This window comes from Cohnella silvisoli (genome assembly GCF_021190915.1).
GTDB classification, from domain to species: Bacteria; Bacillota; Bacilli; order Paenibacillales; family Paenibacillaceae; genus Cohnella; species Cohnella silvisoli.
This window is the reverse complement of the sequence record NZ_JAIOAP010000003.1, coordinates 83,236-106,352: the sequence shown is the minus strand read 5'-3', so window position 1 is coordinate 106,352 and position 23,117 is coordinate 83,236. Positions and strand designations below refer to the sequence as shown.

The 23,117-nt window shown below is 50.3% G+C and carries 15 protein-coding genes; all 15 read right to left on the bottom strand.

All coding sequences use genetic code 11. The features are described from left to right. Complete coding sequence (locus tag K7P76_RS07310) at positions 1 to 1,128, bottom strand: aminotransferase class V-fold PLP-dependent enzyme (RefSeq protein ID WP_232184568.1); 1,128 nt, start codon at positions 1,126 to 1,128, stop codon at positions 1 to 3. A 13-nt stretch (positions 1,129 to 1,141) separates the two neighbouring features. After that, a complete protein-coding gene (locus tag K7P76_RS07305; RefSeq protein ID WP_232184567.1) occupies positions 1,142 to 1,879 on the bottom strand; it encodes an MBL fold metallo-hydrolase in 738 nt (245 codons plus the stop codon). Between the two features lie 19 nt (positions 1,880 to 1,898). Further along, positions 1,899 to 3,053: a M20 family metallopeptidase gene (locus K7P76_RS07300; RefSeq protein WP_232184566.1), complete on the bottom strand. Its 1,155-nt coding sequence runs from the start codon at positions 3,051 to 3,053 to the stop codon at positions 1,899 to 1,901. A 48-nt stretch (positions 3,054 to 3,101) separates the two neighbouring features. Next, the gene (locus tag K7P76_RS07295; protein WP_232184565.1) at positions 3,102 to 5,228 is read right to left on the bottom strand and encodes a hypothetical protein; all 2,127 of its coding nucleotides are present in this window, start codon (positions 5,226 to 5,228) and stop codon (positions 3,102 to 3,104) included. A 42-nt stretch (positions 5,229 to 5,270) separates the two neighbouring features. Further along, the gene (locus tag K7P76_RS07290) at positions 5,271 to 6,356 is read right to left on the bottom strand and encodes a Gfo/Idh/MocA family protein (RefSeq protein WP_232184564.1); all 1,086 of its coding nucleotides are present in this window, start codon (positions 6,354 to 6,356) and stop codon (positions 5,271 to 5,273) included. A gap of 65 nt (positions 6,357 to 6,421) precedes the next feature. Continuing rightward, the gene (locus K7P76_RS07285) at positions 6,422 to 8,191 is read right to left on the bottom strand and encodes an alpha/beta hydrolase family protein (protein WP_232184563.1); all 1,770 of its coding nucleotides are present in this window, start codon (positions 8,189 to 8,191) and stop codon (positions 6,422 to 6,424) included. 121 nt (positions 8,192 to 8,312) lie between these two features. Beyond that, positions 8,313 to 12,413 (bottom strand): carbohydrate-binding protein, encoded by a 4,101-nt coding sequence (locus K7P76_RS07280; RefSeq protein WP_232184562.1) that lies wholly within the window; start codon positions 12,411 to 12,413, stop codon positions 8,313 to 8,315. Between the two features lie 178 nt (positions 12,414 to 12,591). Then, the gene (locus K7P76_RS07275) at positions 12,592 to 13,266 is read right to left on the bottom strand and encodes a phytanoyl-CoA dioxygenase family protein (RefSeq protein WP_232184561.1); all 675 of its coding nucleotides are present in this window, start codon (positions 13,264 to 13,266) and stop codon (positions 12,592 to 12,594) included. Further along, positions 13,212 to 13,421, bottom strand: coding sequence for a hypothetical protein (locus tag K7P76_RS07270; protein WP_232184560.1), 210 nt, complete (start codon positions 13,419 to 13,421; stop codon positions 13,212 to 13,214). The genes K7P76_RS07275 and K7P76_RS07270 overlap by 55 nt, the downstream gene beginning before the upstream one ends. Before the next feature lie 69 nt (positions 13,422 to 13,490). Beyond that, a complete protein-coding gene (locus K7P76_RS07265; protein ID WP_232184559.1) occupies positions 13,491 to 15,401 on the bottom strand; it encodes a type 2 periplasmic-binding domain-containing protein in 1,911 nt (636 codons plus the stop codon). 86 nt (positions 15,402 to 15,487) lie between these two features. Beyond that, positions 15,488 to 16,384, bottom strand: coding sequence for a carbohydrate ABC transporter permease (locus tag K7P76_RS07260; protein WP_232184558.1), 897 nt, complete (start codon positions 16,382 to 16,384; stop codon positions 15,488 to 15,490). A 12-nt stretch (positions 16,385 to 16,396) separates the two neighbouring features. Then, positions 16,397 to 17,317, bottom strand: a complete 921-nt coding sequence (locus K7P76_RS07255; protein ID WP_232184557.1) for an ABC transporter permease — start codon at positions 17,315 to 17,317, stop codon at positions 16,397 to 16,399. 181 nt (positions 17,318 to 17,498) lie between these two features. Further along, positions 17,499 to 19,208: a sensor histidine kinase gene (locus K7P76_RS07250; protein WP_232184556.1), complete on the bottom strand. Its 1,710-nt coding sequence runs from the start codon at positions 19,206 to 19,208 to the stop codon at positions 17,499 to 17,501. 15 nt (positions 19,209 to 19,223) lie between these two features. Then, entirely contained in the window at positions 19,224 to 20,876 is a 1,653-nt protein-coding gene (locus K7P76_RS07245; protein ID WP_232184555.1) for a response regulator, read from the bottom strand. Between the two features lie 314 nt (positions 20,877 to 21,190). Further along, the gene (locus K7P76_RS07240; RefSeq protein ID WP_232184554.1) at positions 21,191 to 23,110 is read right to left on the bottom strand and encodes an alpha-amylase family protein; all 1,920 of its coding nucleotides are present in this window, start codon (positions 23,108 to 23,110) and stop codon (positions 21,191 to 21,193) included. Positions 23,111 to 23,117: the final 7 nt, after the last annotated feature.

The following is a 23,117-nucleotide window of genomic DNA, read 5'->3' as shown; positions in this document are numbered from 1 at the left end:
CTATTCGACTGGCCCGATCTGGGAAAGAATGCTGATAAACCTGTCAATATCAGCAGTGTCGTTAAATAGATGAATTGATGCCCGGATTCGTCCGTCTCCCCCCCACACATACACATTATCATTAAGCAATTGCTTTACGATTTCATGTTCATTCCCGCACAAAAATGAAATGTTGCCAGCTCTTTCACTAGGTTCCTCAGGCGTAATGATCCTGCAGCCCAAATTTTGCAGTTCATCCAATAAATATCGACCAACACCCAATATGTGTTTCTCAATCGCGTTTATCCCGATCTCAAGCAGCAAATTCGCTGAAAAGTTTAATGCGTAAATGGTAGGATAGCTCGGATAGCCCCGTTGAAATTTGCAGGCATCATCTAAAAATTGAAAGGTTTGGAACCGCTCCGGATCGAAGATGTTTTGAACGCTACGCCATCCTGCCGATCGAGGGGCAAAATTTCCAATACGGTCCGGATTGATGCCGAGTATGCCTAGCCCATGAATAGAAAGCAGCCATTTGTAAGAGCTGCTGACGATAAAATCTGCCTCGTACATATGAACGGGAATCGATCCGAGAGACTGCGTAACATCGACCAGTAATAACGTATCCGTTGTTTTAAGTTCCCGATAGAGCTTTCTATAATCGAATCTGGCACCCGACACGAAGCTAACATGACTGGTCATCACTAATTTAGTTTGATTGTCTACAACGTTCAATATATCTTCAACGCCGACCTGCCAGTTTCGGTGCTCCACGACCCGAACTTCTACCCCTTTTTCTTTCAAAAGCAGCCAGGGGTATACGCCAGATGGAAACTCCAAAGTATGGATAACAACATTATCTCCTGCTTTAAAGTCGATTGCTTGGGCGATCATCGACAAGGCTTCCGAACAATTGGACATTAATGCAATATGCTCCGGTTTCCCATGCATCAATTGAGCCAATCGGCTTTTACAGCTATATTCAACAGCGGTATGAAGATCGCGCCCCCGTGGTCCTTTGCTGCGTGCTTCGACGTATTCGTTTAAAGCATTCATCACTCCCCTGTGCGGGGGTGTTTCAGCACCATTAAACAGCCACGTGCAATTGTCCAATCCGATAAACGAATCCTTATCCATTAAAGAATTCATGATGGCCCCCTAGCTACAGATTTGGCGGTATTTCCAGCCGTTCAAAATAGTCGCCTGCTTGCTCGATATGCATCCAAGCACGGTTCAATAAACATGTCCCATGGCCCGCGCACAATTGGTCCACCTTCAACAAATTTAATTTGGCAATGCTCGAAGCGTAATCCGGAATGGAACAGTCCCATGTAGGTTGAATAAATATTTTACCGCCCGCAAAAACGGCATCGCCGGAAAAAAGTGTCCGTACCCCTTCCATTTCAATTAAATACGCGACATGTCCTCGTGAATGACCTGGTGTTTCCAGCACCTTAAACACGGTATCTCCGAATTGCACGTTTTCTTGATCAGACACCGTCTTAAGCACAGAACAGGGGATTAGTTGAAAATCGGCAGGGTATATCCCCATCCGTTTCGCCGCATTCAAACCCGTTTGATCCATGTCCCCTCTCTCCAGCCAGGAAGCCGCTTCCCTTGACGCCACAACCTTGATTCCATACCGGCTTTGAAAATAATGCGTTCCCGCCGCATGATCGCCATGCGCGTGGGTCAATAACAAATGGGTTACTTTATTAAAATCAATATCATGGCGCTCCGTGTTACTAATAATTTGTTCTGGATCCAATCCGCTCCCGGCATCAACAAGGATGTATTGATTCCCGCAGTCCACGATATAAACATTGCAATCCAGCGGATGACTGAGCTCCGAGCCATATTTTCCGCTCCCTACGAGATAGATCCGATCCGTTATCCTCATGTTCAGCGATCAACCTCCTTCAGGCGAGCGGCTTGCCAAAGCTTTGCGCTAACTTCACATAAAATTCGGCGGCCAACTGCACATCCTTGACTGGAACCCACTCCTCTTTCGAGTGAGCTTGCGCAACAGAACCTGGTCCGAATACTATGCTAGGAATTCTTTTTAGCTGCTGAAGCTTGCTTGCGTCGCTCCCATAAGGAACTCCGATCGGGCTGTCGCTCAGATTCAGCTGCCCACAGATGCTTTGGGCATGTTGAACAACCAGGCTATCAAAGGGTGTATTCAGCGGATAGTCCAACAGCAATTGTTCGATCGTAAAATCGACTCCCTCACCTTCCATTGCTTGGCCCAAACTTGTCCGGATCCATTTCATAACTTCAACGGGATCTTCTCCCGGAATGATTCTCCAATCCACTTCAATTGAACAAGATTCGGGAACAATATTAATTTGCTCTCCGCCGCGTATCGTACCGACTACGACGGAAGGCGATCCGCACAGTGGATGAGATCGGGTAGCTAAAGCCGGTTCCATCTGTTCCGTAATATACCGGATGATTTTCACCATTTGATAAATGGCATTATTCCCGTTGGTCGCTATCGAACTATGCGCGGCCTTGCCATGAGTATGCACTGCAAATCTAACACATCCCTTATGCGCAACCACAATCCCCATCTCTGTCGTCTCGCCGACAACAGCGCCGACAATGGGAATGTCCAATTCCATAAATGCCATTAAACCGCGATAGGCATGCTCTTCGTCTACTGACGCGCATAAAATCAAATCGCAAGAAAGATTTTCCGGATGTTTCGCACACTCTTCCATCGCATAGATCATGGCTCCCAAGCAAGCTTTGGTGTCGCAAGCCCCCCTGCCATACAAACGCTCTTCCAGATAAGTAGGAACAAGCGGATTTACCATACTTCCAAACGCCACCGTATCCATATGCGCTTCAAATAATAAAGCCATGTCGGGTTTGCCAGTCCGAAGTTCAATAATTAGATTATCCCTGCCGGGAAAAACCTGTTGCCTTGTTACTTTCAGACCGCTGCGCAAGCATCGTTGCTCGATGTATTCCGATATTTTCTGTTCGCCGCAACCCCCACTGTTGAAGTGGGGGTTGACACTCGGGATACGGATAAGTTCTTCCAGTATCTCTACAGATCGGTGCTTCATTTTATGTTCTTCCTCTCTGCTCCATTCGGTCATCCTCACCCATGCTTATTACTGCGCCGTAAGAGCGAGCGCTTTCCGATAGTCGGCAAATTCACTTTCCAGCACGGTACGCACTTGTCCGATTTTCCAATGCAAATGCCAGGCATCCGTCATATAGTCCATGCTGGGTTCCCAGCCGAGACGGGAATCGGCTTCAACAAGCGGTATGGTAGCCTCGGCATTTGCAATTTCGAGTTCAGCCAATCGTTCCATTTCCTCCATAATACTCAATGCAACGCTGCTATCTTGCTCATTAAACAGCCGCTGCTTCAGCTTCCACCACGTTTTTATGTGAATAGCCGTCCGAATTGAATTTACGATAAATCGATTAAGAAGAAGCAGACGTTCTCCTTCTTCCTGTTTTCTTTCGGGCGTATGCCGAAGCGCTTCCTCCAAACATTCGTTTCCCTGCTCCCACAATAGCAACATAGATTGCAAACTGCGCAATTCAACATCGATCCGATTGATTCCAAGCGATTGACGGGCACTTTCAAGGGGGGTATAGTTCGTAAGGACGATTTCGTTGCCGAAATTGGCGTGCCAAATTGCAGGAATCTGTACAGAATTGCGGAATACAAACGGATAGGATGGACCCACACGAAACGGGCCGTACTGATCCTCATTCGTTGGAATATAGTGACGAATCCCTTCGCTCCAATATTTCCAGGCTCCCAGTACGAACGGGACAGCCTCGCTACTGAAATCCCTTCTAGCCACCGCCTCATACGTTTCCTCTATAGACGGGCTCGAACTCCAATACGTCCATTTCGTAATATCGCTCACGAACGATGGCCACCAACCATAGTGATGAGACTCCATAAGGCCGGAAAGTCCCCAGTCGCTCCGCGCCGCCAGCAAGCCTTCATGTCTTCTCGTCCACTGATAAGGAATCGGTTCGTAGGGAATGACGCCGAAATCCCAGGTCAGTCCTCCCGTATTGCTTGTCGTATACAGCTTAAGTCCACTTTCATGCGCAGCTTTGGCTTCGCTGATGAAATATTGGCCCGGTCCTTCGAAGGACGCCGTGTAGTCGACACACACGTTCGTCACATTCTCGTGCTGTATTTGTTCGAACATTTCGAAAATGACATGTAATGTAATCCCCTCAGGAAGTGAGCGAATCAACTTGACTCGTTCCTCTTCCGGCGCCCAACCCCAATTGTAAGTCGAGAACATTATTTCAGCCTCGGCGTTGTACTTACGTATGACCTTTTGCACCATGCTAAGCCACTGCGGGTAATCGTAACAAGGCCACCATCCAGGGCTCGGCTTCGTCTGCGGTTGATCGGCGGGCCATTCCAGCCGGAGCATGCCGGTGGTGTTCGTATCTTTGCTCGGGAATTCGCTTGACTCCCCACAGAGGAAAACGCCCTTAAAGCCTGGGCATTCCTTGAATAATCTGCCGTAAGTACCGTCGTAGTAAGCTTCCGCGCCGTGATCTTCAGGGTGCTTGCCGCTCTTTAAGTAGCTATATGCATACACATCCAAACCGTACGATGCAGCTTTAGCAATCAAGTCGTTAAAATCAAGGTAGCCATGAGGAGTTTTGTCCACATCATCAACAAAAACGAGAATAGAATCCATTCCCGTATGCGCAATCGCGTTCAGATGCGCATCGGGAAACCGATCCAGCCCCCACCCGGAGTGCGTCATTCGCGGCGAGAAGAGCGGTTCGCGGGTAACATCCAGCTTACTTACAAATGGGGCTTCACGGAGATTCATCAAATCCTCCAGATAGTAACTGCCTTGGCCCGTCCCGCGATCATCAAAGCCGCAGACGATAATCCGATTATCAGCAGCTATGACTCTGTAACTTCTTGAAACTTGAAGACTGCCTCCAAGCTCCGGATAATCATCCTTCGTCCCCAATACGATAACCCGTTCACGATCGTTCGCCCAATCGGCCAAACTGCTTGCTTTGACTATAGTTAATGAAATATTCATGCTCGTAAATAAGTAATCCTGCAAATCTTTGGCGATATTCAATATGAGTGGATTGGCCTGCTCACTTATGACGATGGCCCAATCCTCCCCGATTACGAGCTCATCCCCTTCCGGGAGCAAACTAAGATCTCGGCGGTCAGGCTTGTGCACAACTTCTAATCTTTTGCGAAATTCATATTTTTTTTCAAACATGGCGTCATTCCTCTCTTCCTGGTTGTCCGTTGCTCCAGTTGCTTAAACCAACTGGAAATTCGTCCTGAGCGCCGGGTTGTCCCATTCCTCGTCCAGCCCGAGTCCGCGTAAATCCGCTATCGCATTATTTTGCTCGGCTTCGTACAACCGCCAGATGACCCGCAAGCCCTGAATGCTTCGCGGCCCATCGACGATCGGCTTCTTGCCGCTCGTAATGCAATCGATAAAATGCCGCGTTTCATGCTGCGTCATCTTGCCCGGCTCCCCGATTTCCATCAGCACCTCGCAGTTCGATCCCGTCTCCAGATCGCCCTGCTCCCGCTTCATATTCGAATGCGCGTACAGCTTGCCTTCGCCTAGATGCATCTCCAACATTCCTTCCGTGCAATGGGCATGGATGCTATAACCGAGACGGGAGCCCCGCGCGCCCCAAGTACCGAAGTGATAGCCCATCACGCCGTTCTCGAACTCGATCGTCACATTGCTTGTGCCTTCCATCTCCATCCATGGGGTGCCCAAGTTCGTCCCCATATGCACACCCTTGACGGGATTCCCGAGAAAACGCAGCATCAGGTCGACATAGTGGCAACCATGGCTGAAAAACTGGCCGCCGCCCAGCCGTTTTGCCGTGCTGCCCCAATTCCCTGGCTCCAGAACCGTCAATTGCTCCGTCCAGATCGACATCTGGAAAATGTCGCCGTACACCTTGCTATCGATCAGTTCCTTCATCTTCTCGATGACCGGCCAGAATGGAACCGGATACGCCGTCATCAGCACGCGATTCATTGTTTCCGCCGTGCGGATCAATTCCGCGCACTCCTCTTCCGTATTGGCCAACGGCTTCTCCATCAGCACATGCTTGCCGGCCTTTAAACACGCCAGCCCCACTTCATAGTGCAAGTCGTGGGGTAACGCGATTAAGAGAGCGTCCACGTCATCAAACATATCGCGATAGTCCGTTACTGCTTTCTTTGCATTTACAAGCCCAGCCATATGCTCCGCGCGATCCAGGTTGCGGTCGCAGGTTGCCGTAACGGTCATAATGTCTTTCAGTTGCACAAGCCCTTTCGCATGGCCTGAGTTTGCAATTCCTCCGCAACCGATAATTCCCATCCTGATTTTATCCATGTCTGTTTCTCTCCTTATAATCGCTGTGTAGTGTATTTCGAAACTACCTGTCAAATAGGTATCTCTCAATCATTCGGCTGAAAAGATACCCATTCGAAATTCGCAAACAATGGGGCTTCATCCGGCCAGCCTTTCTCCGGCATGCGAAGCTCCAAATAGTTGACGTCTACCCATCCCATCAGAGCTTCGCCGCTCTCCTCGTGTCGGAACAATTCCGCCGCTAGGGTGAACGTTTGCCATTCTCCATTTCCTTTAATGGAGGCAGAGCATGTATAACTGCGCGTATGTGAAGGAAAATACCGCTGCTGCATGACAACCGTAAAATCGGCGGCGTGCCTGCTCAATAACCGAAAGCGAAGCATCTCGCCTTTTCTTCCCTTGTAGGCTGGATCTCCCAACCGATACGTAAGGGGAGAAAGCATTTTGTCCGGACGGAACCCGTGCACGCCATCATCGCTCACGGATGCCGTTATCGGACTGTAACGGTGAGGAAACGGATCCGTATTCGGGCTGTTCGTCACCCAACCGTCCAAGTCGTCCCGACCGTCGTAAATGAGAGCGGATCGGCGTTCCGCATCAGCATCAGTTCCAACTCCAGCTCCAGCACCGAAACCGGCATCACCAAGCGTCGCTGTTACTAAGCTACTAGATAAACAGATGCCCGATTCATAGAACACGTTGGCATAGGCGTAGACAGTTCCGCAGTACCCCGTCAAGCAAAGAAGTGGCGCCCTCCAGTCCGAGCCAATCGCAGTCGGGACAAGCGGCCGCCAATGACGGGATACCGCATGCGGATTGCCAAGCGAACAATACGCCTCAACCCGGATTATGGGTTGCGCTAAGCTGGGATCGGGACGGATGGCGAATTCAAGATTACCGGCTTCATTTCTCCAAATGGAAACATCCGGCGTTTCGGGCCACCGCTCTCCTCCTTTCAGCCATGTATCCATCCACCCGGCGACATTACCCACTTGTTCCCAATGAATATAATGGTTAAAACCCGGCGTGAAAGCCGCTCTTCGCGGTGTCTGCTCCGGAAATGCTGACAGGATATCGAACGCCTGGTCCATTTTGCCGTAGAAATCGTTCGTCGCGCTCACGAACAGCATCGGACTGCGAATAGATGGCGCATAAACTTCAGGCTCCATGCCGCCCCGCCATATGCGAACGGCGTCATCGGTATAATCCGGCTGCACGCCTGTCGCCAAACGAAACTCTTCTTTGTACGTGTGCCAGCCCAATCCATAGATTGCGCAGCTTGCGCGTATGCGCTCATCCGTCGCGGCCAGCGTCCACAGCAGCGTACCTCCCATCGATACGCCGAATGCACCGAGCTTCTCCGGATCGACCTCCAGCTGAGCTTCCAGCAAACTAAGAGCTCTCCGACTGGCTTCAGCCCATTCGTACCAGGACGAAGCACGCACGTTCGGCACGGTTGCCATCATCCTCTCGCCGGCGTCCAGATGGTTGGCGTGCTTGAGCTCTTCGCCCCATAACGTGTAAGGCTGACCATCCGTCCTTCTGCCGCCCCAGTTAAACGATAGAGCCGCATACCCGCGATCATTCCAATATCGCAATATATCGAGATTGGCCGTTTGCCCTCCGCCATGAACATGCAGGATGCCGGGCAGCAGCTCACCTTCTTCGGGAGCGCTGTAAACCGCGTAAATCCTGGTTTTCTCCGCGCCAGTCGTTTTCCCCGTAAAATACATTTCCTTGAAGCAATTCCCGTCTTCCGTCCACATCTTCAGCAGTTCGACTTCCAGCGGCTCCGCGCTCGGGTCATAACCCTCCCATACTTGCAAAGGCGATAATATCTCCCCATGTTGCGGCATTCAAGCGCCTCCCCGGACATCGTCATCGTTCGTCAGTTCGAGTCTATCCATTGATCCGCAAACTCGCCTTTGTTGACATTCCCAGACTGCTTCCGCATCGTTCTCCTTCGTCCCGCCTAAGTCAGCCTTTTCCGAACTTTTTCTCCAAATAAACCAAATCTTCCAGCAAAAGTGCGGCGAACGCGGCATCGATTTTCTTGCCGGCCTGCGCCCGGATTTCATTGCACAGCGGATTGTATTTCGACTTGTGCATGCCCTTGTCCTCTTGGATCGCTTCCGCTTTCTTGAGCATGTTGTTCAACAGCGGCGTGCCTTGAATCCATCCCTTCGACGCGCCGATCCGGATGACGTCGTCCAACTGGTCAAGCGGCAAAGAGATCTCGAACGTCTCCATCCGTTCGCTTACGTTGCCGGCGGCGTCCCGGGCCTTGACCTTGAGTTGATGCGGTCCGACCGACAGGGACAGCGGAGCCAGCGCTACGGGATAAGCCATCGCGCGGTTGTCGACCGTCACGGTCATCTCCGCGATTCCGCTCTGATCGTCGGATACAGAGATGTTGATCTCGTACGCTTGCGTTTGCGCGATCGCCCCGATCGGAGCGATCTCGATCGTCGGCGCCGTTTCGTCGGGGATCAGCCCTGCGAACGGATCTGTGCCGTCAAGGCTGAAGCTTACGCTTTTATCCGTATTGCCGTACTTGTAATACAGCGTGGCGGTTGTACCGGGTTCACGATTCAGCGTGATCCGCTGTCCCTCTCCAATGTTCTTATACGGGTAACGGTTGCCGACTTGAACAGCCACACGCTTGAAGCCCTGAGGGACATTAAAGGAATAAGCAAACTGGCCATTTTGAATGTACTTGTCATTGATGGCAGTGTCGTTGTCGTATTCGCTGCCGTCATGGATTCTGAACGAGTCGAAATAAAAGCCGTTGACGCGGATCATGATCTTAATCGTGTGGCTCCCGGCCGTAATCATAGTTTTCCCAATCGGCGTATTGGCATATTGGGTCCAGTCGGGACTGTCCGGCAGTTCAACCCCATCGAATACCAAAACATCGTCAATATAGACGTCTACCTTGGGGGGATCCATGTTGGACGCGGCATAGCGGTTGCCCTGCATGATATCCAGGTAATATTCCCCTGTCTCAGGTACGCTGAACGCGTATTTCGTCCACTCTCCGTCAAACGTGGAATCCATCACATACCCGGACCAGGTGCCAAACTGGTTGTGATAGAGTGATACGCCATCCTTCGGCCTGTATGAGTTTGTGTTGTATTTGGGCGTCAGCTTGTGATAGCCTACGCCTTCGCCGCCCGGCATAAAGTCTTCCGCCTCTATCCACGGCCCCCGCTTCACTTTCTGATAGATTTGAACCTTCCTGACGTTTTCCATACGGTCGGCTTTCCAAACTGGCAGCGCCGCATATTGCATAAGCGGCTTGTAAGCATCCTGCAGCCCTGCGTTGTTCTTGATATCCAGCGCTTCCTGCGGCCAGTTGCCATCTTCCAGAAGAATCGCCTTCTCCCAATCCATATCGGCAGTCGGGTCGCCGGCATACTCATAATTCAGCGACGTTGCATAGTTGTCTTTGACAATGTTGTTCACCACGCCATATCCCGCTGAGCCGATGAACCACCCTGTATTGCCTTCAATGACGTTATTCGTTGCCGTTATTTCTGTAGAACCGGCATCGAAGTAGATGCCGCCCATGCCGGAGTGCGTGCGGTTTATGCCAAAGTAGTTGCCGGTATAGACGTTGCCGGGCGCCTTGCCGAGATTGTACATATGCGAGCCATCGTCCAAAGCGCTCATTACATTGCTGATATAGTTGTTTGTGATCGATTTATTGCCGGAACCCATGGCGGCCATCGTATCCACATTCCAGCCCCAGCCGATGGAAAGCCCTGAATACGGAATCGTATCGATGTAATTATGGTCAATGACGATGTCGCGCTCATAATACTCGCTGATTGCCGATTCGTTCATATATTCCTGTGAGATCCGGACAATCGCGTTGTTCGAAATGTTTATATTGCTGTTCATGAACGGATTAACAACATTCGGAGATTCATGCTTCGGCTTGCCTATTACGATCGCCGACCCGCTGCTGTCTCTGAAAATGCTGCCCGCAACGCTCGAATGGGTAACCGCGTCGATCATTCCGAGTGCGATCGATCCCATGTTTGAAAATTCGGAGTTTTTAAAGTTGATATTGTCGGCATACGACACCTCAACCTGCGCCGGCGGCATGTGATTTCCCTCGGTTCCGTCCGTGTTGATGTACGAGTGAGACTGTACGTTGATCAACCCGTATTTGCTCGCGTAATCCCATGCGCCGTGCTTGAAGGCCAAATTGTCAAACACGAGGTTTGACACCTTGTCTTCGGTTCCGCTGCCCGCGATTTTGATTACCTGTTCCAGCTTTCCGACGAAAGTTTCGGCCGTATTCATGTTTTCCTCTTCATAAGGGTAATAGTATACGGCCCCCTCGCTCTTGCTGTAGTAGAACTCCCCCGGTTCGTCTAAAAGCGACCTCGCGTTTTCAATATAGAACTTTCTGCCCGGCATAGGCGTAATGAGATCCAGCGCCGAAATTGTACCGTAAGCAGATTTTGTTACAAAAGTGGTTTTACCTCCATCAACGAAAACATCTTCCAACGGGATATAATGGGTCGTCCATACCAGCGGCCACACAACCTCCGCATCGCTCGGGGCGGAAATATACGGCACATCGACGGAGTTAACGGAAAACCCCTTAAGCTCGGTTTGGACAGGCGGATCATACGGACCCACGTATTCCAGCGTGAAGTGCGTGAAAAATACTTCGGCGTAGATTTCGTGAATGGTGATCTTGTTCATCCCCTTGGGAAGGTGAATGACACCAAGCTCCTGAGGTTTGACTGTGTAATAGCTGGAGGGTTCATCCGTACCCGTTACGCCGATCGGAATATCTTCTTCGAAAACCGGCCGATCGTTAATATTTACATTCATCTTCGGTATGATGACCCCGCCGCCATTGTAGAACGAATACGGGTTTGCGACATACGCCGTGATCTTATAAGCGCCATACTCGGGAACATCGACGTTAAAATTGCGTTTTCCCCCACCGCCCAGCACGGCATAGTATTGACCCCCATAATCTCCTTGCGCAAACAACGCGCAACCGCTGTATTCTTCAAGGCTTTCATAGCACTTGCGGGTTATCGGGGCTGGAATCTCTGAAGGCTCTTCAATTGTCTCCGGGCCGCCGCCGCCGACCTCGACCATGTAGTTCTCGCTGTTGACATACATATACTCGCTGCGCGCTCTCTGCGCCGGCAAGCCGTTAACATAAAGGTTCCTGACTTCGTCGACGCCTGTCACAGGCGCTTTCCATATGTTTCCGGCGCCTTTCGTCCAACCTTCGACTTTGACGCCGCCGCTTATAACGGTCTCGCCAAAACCGCCCGTGCCCCTGAAGATGACGTGATGTCCATTTCTTCCGCTAATATTGGAGGAAAATGTTTCGGTCTTCGAGAGTTGGTACGTGCCGGGTTCGATATTGACAACGATATCAGCCGTCATATCGGCCACCAAGCCGGCAACCGCCTGCTTTGCCCGGCCAATCGTTTTGAATGGCGAATCTTCGCTGCCCGTATTTGTATCGCTGCCTCTTGAATCTGAAACATACAATTCCGTCGTATCGCCCGGCGAAGACGCTCCGATATATTCCAGCGTGAAATAGCTGAAATACACCTCGGCAAGGATATGGTGGAGCGTGATGACATTGATTCCCTGCTCCAGCTCAATATATCCGCCTACTTGCGGCGCAAGCGTACCGCTGCTGTTCGATGCGTCCGATCCGGTCTTGCCGATATTAAACCGCAATACCTCCTTCTTAGCATCGTCTTCCCCAAGCTGAACGCTTGTAACAGGTACGATCGGCGAACCCGGTCCTTCAAAATACGAATAAGGGTTTGCAATATATTCTGTCAATTTGTATATTCCGGGTTTTGCAATATCTACATCGTAAATACGATCAGTGCCGGCAGCAAACTGAACCGCATACTCGCCCTGATTACTGCCGGGGCCTAAAGGGAAGTAGGCGCCAGGTTCTCCGCGGCTGTCAAAGACCGTAAGCTTGATAGGATCTTCTCCCGCCGCAGCCCGGACTCCCGTAACAGTAAAGACGCTGAATAATATGGAAAACGCCATAATAAGAGAAAACAGCCTCTTCATCTGAAAACCTTCCTTTCGCTTCAACATCATCATCCACATCCCCATAATATGTGTTATGAGTGAACGAGGAAGGGTGACAACCCCCGATCGATGCAGGATTGCCACCTTTCCGATGCCTTGCTTGTCAAACAAGCGTTAATTCAATTACGGGATCCTCGATCTGCTACCTCTCACCCCTTTAGCTCTGCGAAGTCCAATTCCGGCGGTAGACGTCCGCATATGTCCGATAATAACCCGCCGCCCTTGGCGACAGCCCCGTCAAATACGACGGTTCGTCAAACCACGGCTGCACAGCAAACTCGTCGTGCAACACATGGTTCATCGAAGTGTAAGTGATATGCAGCGACCGCCTAGGAATTTCCTTATGATATCGGCCGCGATGATGCCCGACCGGATCAAAGATAAGCCCGTCTCCCGCTTTCAGCGCAACGCGCAGCGCATTCGGCATCCCGTCTTCGCGGCAATGACTCTTATTATCATCCAGACGAATATAAGCTTCGTCGGGAGAATCATACCGATTGGCCGAATACGGGACGTATTCGATGTCGTCGTTATCGATCAGCGCAATTTGCAGATGAACGCCGGAGACATTTTCGGCGCTGCGGAACTTCCGGATCATCGCCCGCTCTTCCTCGTCGTCCTTAACCATGAACTGCGTGTCGCGGTGCCAATTGCCATCTTCGGAGCTGTACCGCGGATTGACCATGTAGCTAATGCTGCGAAACAACGACGGTCCGCCGAGAATTTGCTCCACTGTACCTACGCAGCGAGGATCGGCAATCATCTCCAGAATGGAGTTCATCTGTTCGCGGTTGCCGTCGTCGAACCACTTGGGATCGTGAATATTGCGCACAAGTCCGTTTGCGGCTTTTCCCGATCATGCTCTATCGTGAACCGCTCCAGCACACCGTCGCAAGCGTTCTTCAGCTGCGCCAGTTCATTTCCTCTGAATATCTCGGGAATGATCAGATAACCTTCTTCTTTAACGCTTCGATAAGCCGATTTCATACGCAGCAGCTGCTTTCATCATCATGTCTACTTCCCGGCCCGTATGGACCTGCCGGGAAGCAGCCTACCCTACTTACTCTGCTGTGAGCGTTTTTCCAGAAGCGGCAGAGCTATTTTCGTCTGTTCCTCAAGCATCTTGTCGACGTCGATGACCTTCCGCAAATTGGCTACAGCGGCATCCCACTTCTTGCTGTATTCCTCGGAATTTTTGGCCGTCAAGGTCACCTTGAACGGATCGTCCCAAGAAGCGCGAGTCGCCCAGAACTTCTGAATCTCGGGGATGTTCGCGTATTCCGCCGACCAGGATTGAATATTAGGCACCGCTACGAAATCCTGCGTCCATTTGCTGCTGACCGGGAACTTCAGTGCCGATTCGATGGAGGAATACGTGATCTTCTTATTAAAGAATGGCGGGTAAAACTTGCTTGCGCCGACCGTCCATTTCCCTACTCCTGTCCAAAATCCCGGCGTTCCACCTGGAATGTTGTTGAAGCTGAGCCCTTTGGCATCCTTCCAATCCATTGCCGAAAAGTCGAGGTCGACAAGGAATTTCTGCATCGTTGGGTCTTTGAACGTACGCGTCCCGTCCGCATTTTCGTTATACAATCCAGCTTCCTTGGTACCCCAGAATTTGACGTCCTCCCACTCCTCGGTGAACATCGTATTGATCCAGCCAAGCACTTGCGGAACGTCTTCTTCTTTAATCGTTTTCAGCAGGGACAATGCTTCGATGAATGTCGGCGGCCCTTCCTTGAAGGCAGGGAACTCCGGCAGCTGCGGCACTTCCGTGATGAACGGCACGTACCGGTACGGCTTGCCCGCCTTAGCCAGATTGTCGTTAACGAGTTGGAACCCGCCGACCCATCCCGGCACGATAATCGCATATTGTCCGTTCATGACCTTTTCCTTGAACTTCTCGTTGTTGTGCACGAGCGACTCCGGATCGATCACGTTGTCATTGATCATCTGATTCTGGATTCTTCCGGCTTCCTTAATAACCGGGTTTAGGTAACCGAGCTCCATTTTTTTCTGCGGAATGTTCATATATCCCGTGTAATAATAGCCCTTGTAGCCGAGCATTTCCGGACCAAGAACGGCAAGCGCCAGCCAGTTGTCGCCGCCATCGTAGCCGAATGCGTAAACCGGCTTGTTGCCTTCCTTAAGCCCCAATCCTTTAATATCGTTCATGAACTTGATGTACTCTTCGGTCGACTTGATCGGAATAACCATGTCGTCCCCGAGCGGAGCTTGCCTATCTTTAATCAGCTTCATGAGTTCTTCGTAGTTTTTGGCGGAAGGAATAAGTTTCTTCAAAATATCGTCCCGGATCGCCATCGGATTGCTTGTTAACCCGGACCAGGTCACTTTGTCCCTCGGGCTTGAAAACGTGTTCAGAAATTCGTCGCTGAGGGAAGGATCCATCTCCTTATCAACCATCAGATTATAGGGAATGCCGTAAATTTTGCCGTCGACCTTGATCGAATCCCATACGAACTGAGGAATCGCTTTCCACACGTCCGGGGCGTATTGCTGCAGCATCTCGGGTGTGAGCTCCCAGTTCAAATTGCCTTCATGCAGCTTGGCATGGTGGGCAGGTCCTTGTTGCGATTGCGTAAGCACCAGGTTCGGCAACGTATCGCTGGCGATGAGCGTCGTCAGCTTGGCCTCCCACTGCTGGCCGCCATTTCCGTAAAACTCTTTGATCCTTACCCCGGTTTTTTTCGCCAGCCAATCGCCCGGAATATCTTCTTTGGGCTTTTCAATAGCGATAACGTCCGTTCCTTGCGTGTTCCAGATCGTCAGATCCAGTTGCTTCTTGGGCGTCGGTGTCGGCGTTTGCGAGCTTTCGCCTGTCTGCGTTGCCGAAGCCGATCCGGTCGGCGAAGATTCATTCGGCTCCTTGTTTCCCGAACATGCCGCCAATAATCCCAACAGCATCACCATTGCGAGCGACAAGATGCCTAAGCGTTTCATTTTCATTTGCACGGTAACCCCTCCGTCTTGAAGTATCATATATTGATACACACTTTACGTGTAATATCCGTTTGCCGTCGACCCACTCCTGCTTACTCCTTGATAGCTCCGATCATAACGCCGTTAATGAAATATTTCTGAAGGAATGGGTACAGCAGAACAATCGGCAAGGTTGCCACGATCAGCGTCGCCGCCTTGATGGATTCGGGAGTGACCGTAATCAGCCGCCTCGTTCCGCTGCCGCCGCTCATTGCTTGCGACACCGCAATCTCGTTCAACAATTCCGCTTCTTTGATGACCTTGTACATAATGAATTGCAGGGTGAATAAGTCCTTCTTGGTTACAAAATAGAGCGATGTGGTCCAATCGTTCCAATGGGTTACCGCGAGCCACAGCGTTACTGTCGCCATAACCGGCATAGACAAGGGTACGATAATCCGCGACAGGATTTGAACTTCGTTAGCCCCGTCGATCAGCGCCGCTTCTTCAAGGCCGACGGGCAGAGACTGAATATAAGTTCTGACAATGATCATGTAGAAAAACACGAAAGCCATCGGCAAAATATAAACGAGAAAATGATTCATGAGATGAAGGTAGCGATATAGAAAATACATAGGGATCAGCCCGCCGGAGATGAAGGTGGGAATGATCAGGATATAGATGAAGAAATTTCTGCCCGGCAAATCCTTTTTCGTCAGCGCGTAAGCCGCACCGGTAATGAGGACCAAACCTAACAAGGTGCCGAGAACGACCCTCGAGACGGAAATGAGAACGGATCCGACAAAGCTGCTGTTCGAGAATACGGTAACGTAATTGCTCCAGGTGAATTCCCTGGGATAGAGCGTGATTCCCCCGAAGACCGTATCCTGCCCGTCATTAAGCGACACGGCCAATTGATTCAGGTATGGGTACAAGGTAATAACGCAAAGGAAAATCATAATGATGACATTCAATAATCGAAACAGCCTTTCACCCCGACTGATCCTCATAAGTAACTCCTCCTACCAGATGCCGATGCCGCTCGATTTTTTGGAGATCCAATTGACTAAGTAAACGATGAGAAAGGAGACGATACCTTGCGCCAGGCCGAAAGCGGTCGCCAGGGAATAGTTGCCTTGCTGAATTCCCAGCTTGTAGACAAGCGTATTGACCACCTGCGTTTGCTCCATCGTGTACAAATTCTGAAACCCGTATACTTGCTCGAAGTTCGAGGATACAAGGCTGCCGGAAGAGAGAATGAAGATGATCATCGCCGTCGGCATGATGCCGGGCAATGTGATATGAAGCATTTGCCTCCAGCGTCCGCACCCGTCTATTTTCGCCGCTTCGTACAATTGGGAATCGATTCCCGCGATCGCAGCCAGGAAGATGACGGAAGACCAGCCGATGTTTTTCCACAGGTGCGAGCCGAACAGTACCGCCAAGAAGTTGTCCGGGTCCATCAAGATGTTCGTGCGTTCGATTTCATGCCCCGCTAAAAACGCTTTCAAATCATTGAAAGGACCGCTTATTTCGAAGAAGGCGTAGAACAGGGCCACAACCGATATCCAAGAGAGGAAATAAGGCAAGTAGCTGACCGTCTGTACGAAACGTTTGAAAAATCGGCCTCTCAGTTCGTTGAACAACAGCGCAAGAACGATGGGAAACGGGAAACCGATAATAAGAATAACCGAGTTGTAATACAATGTATTGACGACCGCCTTAGCAAACACCGGATCCGAGAAAATCGTGGAGAAGTGTTGGAATCCGACAAAAGGGCTGCCGAACATGCCTTTGAAAATGTTGAATTCCTGAAAGGCCATCACGATCCCCATCATCGGCAAATAACAAAAAACGACTGTCCATACGATAGCGCCCGCCAGCAGCAAATAAAGAAACTTGTAACGTCCGATTCTATGGGACAAGGTAGGCGGGTTGTGCATTGGCTTGTACCCCTTTCTCTGTTTTTTCGACTGATTTCATTATACTGAGAAGCCGAAAGCGCAATAAGTAAACAGAATGCTTATATCTATCAACAAAATGATTAACTTTAACAGAGCCCCATATAATCGAAAGCCGCCGCCCGCTGCAACGCGGTCGACGGCTTTGCGTTTCCTATCGAAATTAGAGATTTTCCGGCACCGGCCCCCCTTTTCTCTCTTGCCGATGCTCTTGGATTTCCGCAGCGATTTTAACCGTTACTTTGGTGCCGGCTCCAACCTCGCTTTCCATTTCCACCCCATAGGAAGGACCGTAATAACTCTCAATCCGTCTGATCAGATTTTTAATTCCATATCCCCCGTAACCTGCCATATAGGCGGGGTCTTTGATTTTATTAATCGTTTCTTTCGTCATCCCGCAGCCGTTATCCGTGACAACGAAAATCAAATCCTCTCCCTGCCGATAACCTTTAATCCTAATTTGCGGGTTTGCTTCCGTCAGATTGAAGGCATGGACAATCGAATTTTCCACAATCGGCTGCAGCAAATGCTTCAACGTGCTATATTCCAAAATTCCATGCTCGACAAAAATAATAAGACGATATTCGCAGGAGTTGGCGTATGTGTTAATTTTGACGTATTCCTGTATCATCTCAAGCTCCGAAGCAATCGTTAAAATATCGTTCCCCTTGTTAAGCGCTTTACGGTAATAATTGGTCAGCGCATTGATCATCCGCACCGTTTTGTCATCCTTGCTCCAGATCGCGTTCCATTTAATGACCGACAAGGAGTTGTACAGCAGATGCGGATTGATGCGCGACTGAAGCAATTCGAGCTCCGCCCGGCTCTTCTCCAGTCGGATATCGACCATTTCCCGATAAATTTCATTCATTCTGCTTAGCAATTCTTTGAATTTGCTCTTGATGACGGAAACTTCGTTATTCCCCTTGATCTGAATGAGATCCTCGTGCAGAAGCACCTCTTCGTTGTTCTTGAGCCTGTTCATGAAACGCTCCAGATTTTCGGTTATTTTGCGCGATGACGTCCGGGAAGCAAGTAAAATAACCGCAATGTAAAATAGGAAACAAATTAGCAAAATACCGCCTGTCCTGATCGTCTGCCGGTAGATGGCGGACTTGGGAATCGCGGTTATGATCGTATGCCCATTCTTCAATTCGCCCTCGGACAGATAATAATGCTTGCTCGTTATTTCCTGCGCTGCAACGTCCTTTTTCAATGTAAGATTGCTGAAATAAATAGTGTGGCCCGAGGCGTCCAACGCCAACACCAGCCCTTGACTCGGGGTTCCCCGCACATCAAGCTCCCGCTCAACCTCGCGATACGGAATATTAACCTCGAGCAATCCGACCGAACTTTTGTAATCCACGATATTGCGGTAGAAAGTCATGTACTTCCTGTCGTTTTTTTCAGTCAAAGCCTGCTCCCACACAATCCGGGACGACGGCGCCTTTAAGGTTTCGGCCATAGCAGGCGGAAACCCTTTCGTAGCGAGATGCTCCAGAAATTTGCCTTCAAACAGCGTTTCGTTGGAGGTGTATATGATAATAGGCCTTTTCGAATTTCCGTCGAAAGGCTCACCGATAATCGAACTGATATTCGTTGAAAAATAATAGTTTTGCTCCATCTCGCCTTTGTAATTGATCTGTATATTTCTAAGCAAATACGGATTCGTAATGATGAAGCTGCTTTTATCGATATACTTATCAAGCAAACGATTGATCAATTCCGCGCTCTCGGCTGCACGGCTGCCGACTTCATCTTTAGCTGATTTGATATTTCTTTGACTGACGGTAAAACAAACGATGATCAGAATGAGCATCAAGGGCACTAGCGTAAATAGAAGCAGATTGTTGAAAATTCGTTGTCTCAGCATGCCCGTCTCTCTCCCTTATCCAGAATTCCGGGTCTTATACTGCATGGGAGTCACACCGGTATATTCCTTGAAAAGAGCAGCGAAATAAGAATGCGTCTTGTACCCGGTTTTTTCCGCGACTTCGTATATTTTCACGTAAGGATTAAGCAACAGCTGCTTAGCGGCTTCCATTTTCCTTTGAATCAAATAATCGAATATCGTCTGTCCCGTATACTGCTTGAAAATAAGGTTGGCGTGGCTTGCGCTGATATGCAGGGACTCAACGGTTTGCGCCACGTTCTCCAAATGACCGTACCCGGCGTCGATGATCGACTTGATGTCTTCTACGATCCGTTGATTGCGGCCTCCATGATCGGAACGGCGGATGAATGCCCGCACGGAATTCATCTTGTCCGACAGCCATAACCGGATATCCTCCATCGTTTCCAGCCGAACGAGCGTATCCCATGCCGTAATATCGCGCCAGAGCGTATTTTCCGCATCCTTATCCATCTCGACGAGAATGCCTTGAAGAGCGTGCAGCATCGAATAAGCGATGCTTTTAATGTACAACCGGGAATAGGGCCGCTCCGCTTGAAAATATTCGGCGATCAAAGCATGCACATCCTGCTCTTCGCCGCACTTGACGACGGATTGAACCTTAAGCTTTAATTCCGCCGGACTAAAGCCATCTTCAACTAAGGGGGCCGGTTCGTCGGAAGCCAGAATGACCCGGTTGCCGGTGCTGAAAAATTTGGTTTTCACCGCCGATTCGGCAGCCTCCAGCAAATCGGGCAGCTTGTCCAAGCGATCAGTCGAGCCGCTGATGCCGATCGTTATGGCGATGCCCACCTGCTCGTTAATCGTTTCCTTGCACGCTTGGGCCAAGTCTTTGATTTTCCGCTCCCGCAAGGCTAGCTGCTCGGGGTCGTTTTCGGGTGGCATCAACAGCAGAACGGCCAATCGGTTGTTCGACAAAACCGCCGAATAACTTTGCAACTGTCCCGACAGTGTCTCTTGAACGTAACGCTTAACCTGCTCGATGAGCTGCGTATTTTCCTCCGTATCCCCTTGGCCCAGGCTCAGATCGTAATGATCAATTTGCACGATAACGACGCGGTAGCTTTGATTAGACAAATTCATGCCGCATTCAGTGCATTTCTCGGCGATTGCGGCCGGATTGCAGGCGCTGTCTCCGTAGCCGCCGTTGCCGTTAGCATACAACAGCTCCTTGACATAACGCTCCCGAAGCACAGGCAAGCTTTGATCAAGTTGATTGCGCTGCTGCAATTCCCTCTGTTCCTGGTCCAGCTCAGACTGTATCGTTTTCCTGACCTTATCCAGGTCGCGGTACAAATCCGCAATCTCGATCGGCTTCAGGGCATAACCGTTAACCCGCAAATCGATCGCAACCTTCAAATAACTGAAGTCGTCGTGACAACTCATGAAAATGAATTTCGTATCCGGCAGCCGCTCTTGCAGCAAACGCGTCATCTCAATCCCATCCATCCGGGGCATCGAGATATCGGTCAAAATAATATCCGGCCGCAGCTGCACCGCCTTCTCGTACCCGTCCTGCCCGTCGAACGCAGAACCGACTACCCTGATTCCCAAAGCGTCCCAATCCATAAGCTTCGTAATTCCCAAACGGTCAGATGGATTGTCATCTACGATAAGAATAGAGTACATGCCGACCCCTCCCATTCATTCTAGTTGTCTGAAAAAAGCGGATGATCATTGGAATGCGTCTTCTCTACTATTTTACAGCAGATTCCTTGATTTATAGTACGTATTTTCCTTCTCCTGCCGATTATCGATTAATTTCATTATACGAAGGGGCGAAGTGCCGAATAAGTCAACAAAATGCTTAAACTTATCAACAATATGCTTATTTCCATTGAATGACGACACATATTTGCTTAGGATCCCTGTTTTCCCTCCCCTCTTGGCATTGTTTGGGTGCGGCTATAACAGAAAAAAAGGGGCTGACCGCCCCTTTTTCTTTAGTGCTCCACGACGACCATCGCATAACCGTTCACTTTCGGCAGAGGGATTCGAAGATATCCGTCCACGACCTCATAGTCGAGAGGCTCTTTCCCCGGCGCCAAATAGACGTTTGCGGCATTCTCACCTTTCAAGTAGACGATACCGTCGCTTAGCGTCTGTACGTCTTCGATCACGTTGTACTTGCCCCGCGGTTCCGGATGGGTCAGCTTGACGTGAACCATGCGCTTGTTTTCCTTCGCCGTCACCGTCACGCGTGCCGTCGTTGGAATCTCCTCGCACTTAATCAGCGGCTCAGGCAGCAATTGCTTTAAGCTGTAGCTAACCATATGCTTGTGGACGTTCGCGGCATACTGCATATACGCGCCGAAGATCGGGAAGCAGAACTGAATGATATTGCCCGACTTCGCAACCGCCGGACGCCCCGCATACCGGTCTGCCGGCGTGTAGAACTTGCCGTGAAAGCCGTCCCACTCCCGGTTGAAGTACGGTTGCCAGTATTCCGCGATTTCCTTCGCCCCTTCCTTCACTTGCAACAGAATTCCCTGTTTGTAAATGCCGCATAGCATGTCCGGCACTTCCCCTCCGGTATCCTCCAACATGCGGAAATAGGAGCTGTTCCATGGATCTTCTCCGTCATACGTCATGTTCCATTCCGCTAGCGCAAAACCCGTACCTTCCGGATTCAAGCCCGAATGCCCGGAGCTGATAATCCCGCCACCGGCCGCGATATACGCCTCCAGCTTGGATTTTAAAACCGATGTCACCCTCACATTATCCGGCAGAATGATCACCTTGTACTTGGACAGGTCATGATTCTCGTTGATAATATCGTACGTATACTTCAGCTCGCCCAGCATACGTACCGCGCCGTTGTGGCATTCATCCAGCTTGCCGCCCGCAAGCGTCAATATGCCGATATCCGCTACTGCCTGGACATGATCCGTCCACGGCTCATACCTTTCCAGCTCCTCATAGATTTCGCCGATGACCTTAAACACCGCTGGCTCCAACCCATCACGAGGATGCATGTGGTCGCCGATGGACGTAGGCACGCCATTGCTGAGCGCATCCCAGCAATCGTTAAGCAGCGATGCCTTGCTTTTCAAACCGCCGAAATCACCCCAATTGACGTTAAATCGGCCTGTCATATAGAACACTTGCTGTCCCAAATTGCGCGCATAAGCGACTTGGGCCGGGAAGAAATCGTAGCTCCATCCGCTCGGCAAACATTCGATCTCGATGTGCGTACGCAAGCCTTCCGTATCAGCCGGCTCCAAGCCGTTCAAATACAAAAATTTCTCGGGACCGACAATCTTTTTCACTTCCCGGGAGAAATCGAGCAGCGTTTCCTTGGCGAACGCCAATACGTGCTCGTCATTTAGCGGATTCATCCCCCGGCCCTTCACGCCTTCCAAACATTCGTTGCCATAGCACGGATTAACAACCATGCAATCCAGGAAAAACCCTTCCACCGGATACCTCTCCGCCACCTCGCGAATCATACCCAGCAAGTAGTCCCGGTAGCCCGAGTTAAAGCACATATTGCGGAAGAAGTTCGCCGTCCGATCACCGTAGATGACCTGGCCTTCCTTATTCACAACGGTCCATTCCCGATGCTTACGAGCCATCTCGTGGTCCAATCCCGCGTTGAAGTAAGCAGTCACGCCAATATCGACCTTGCGGCATTCCTCGACGATCTGGCCGAACATATCGAAGTTTAGATGCGGGTGCATCACCCCGATTTCCGTCGGATAATAGGCGAACCCGATATTGCATTTGGCAAAGACATTCACATATTCCACGCGTGCATCCTTTAACGTCCTTGCGAATGCCTTTGCGTCGAAATTGGCTCCGAAATCGGGAATGTCCGGCATCGTGTGGAAATCGATGTGTATGGCTCGTTTGATGGTTCTCATGTAGTAA

What these genes read in the sequence shown, in the direction of transcription:
- K7P76_RS07310 (WP_232184568.1), bottom strand. Translation starts at nt 1,128, where the DNA reads ATGAATTCTTTAATGGATAAGGATTCGTTTATCGGATTGGACAATTGC.
- K7P76_RS07255 (WP_232184557.1), bottom strand. Translation starts at nt 17,317, where the DNA reads ATGCACAACCCGCCTACCTTGTCCCATAGAATCGGACGTTACAAGTTT.
- K7P76_RS07250 (WP_232184556.1), bottom strand. Translation starts at nt 19,208, where the DNA reads ATGCTGAGACAACGAATTTTCAACAATCTGCTTCTATTTACGCTAGTG.
- K7P76_RS07245 (WP_232184555.1), bottom strand. Translation starts at nt 20,876, where the DNA reads ATGTACTCTATTCTTATCGTAGATGACAATCCATCTGACCGTTTGGGA.
- K7P76_RS07240 (WP_232184554.1), bottom strand. Translation starts at nt 23,110, where the DNA reads ATGAGAACCATCAAACGAGCCATACACATCGATTTCCACACGATGCCG.
- K7P76_RS07280 (WP_232184562.1), bottom strand. Translation starts at nt 12,413, where the DNA reads ATGAAGAGGCTGTTTTCTCTTATTATGGCGTTTTCCATATTATTCAGC.
- K7P76_RS07285 (WP_232184563.1), bottom strand. Translation starts at nt 8,191, where the DNA reads ATGCCGCAACATGGGGAGATATTATCGCCTTTGCAAGTATGGGAGGGT.
- K7P76_RS07265 (WP_232184559.1), bottom strand. Translation starts at nt 15,401, where the DNA reads ATGAAAATGAAACGCTTAGGCATCTTGTCGCTCGCAATGGTGATGCTG.
- K7P76_RS07260 (WP_232184558.1), bottom strand. Translation starts at nt 16,384, where the DNA reads ATGAGGATCAGTCGGGGTGAAAGGCTGTTTCGATTATTGAATGTCATC.
- K7P76_RS07295 (WP_232184565.1), bottom strand. Translation starts at nt 5,228, where the DNA reads ATGTTTGAAAAAAAATATGAATTTCGCAAAAGATTAGAAGTTGTGCAC.
- K7P76_RS07300 (WP_232184566.1), bottom strand. Translation starts at nt 3,053, where the DNA reads ATGAAGCACCGATCTGTAGAGATACTGGAAGAACTTATCCGTATCCCG.
- K7P76_RS07305 (WP_232184567.1), bottom strand. Translation starts at nt 1,879, where the DNA reads ATGAGGATAACGGATCGGATCTATCTCGTAGGGAGCGGAAAATATGGC.
- K7P76_RS07290 (WP_232184564.1), bottom strand. Translation starts at nt 6,356, where the DNA reads ATGGATAAAATCAGGATGGGAATTATCGGTTGCGGAGGAATTGCAAAC.
- K7P76_RS07270 (WP_232184560.1), bottom strand. Translation starts at nt 13,421, where the DNA reads ATGAAATCGGCTTATCGAAGCGTTAAAGAAGAAGGTTATCTGATCATT.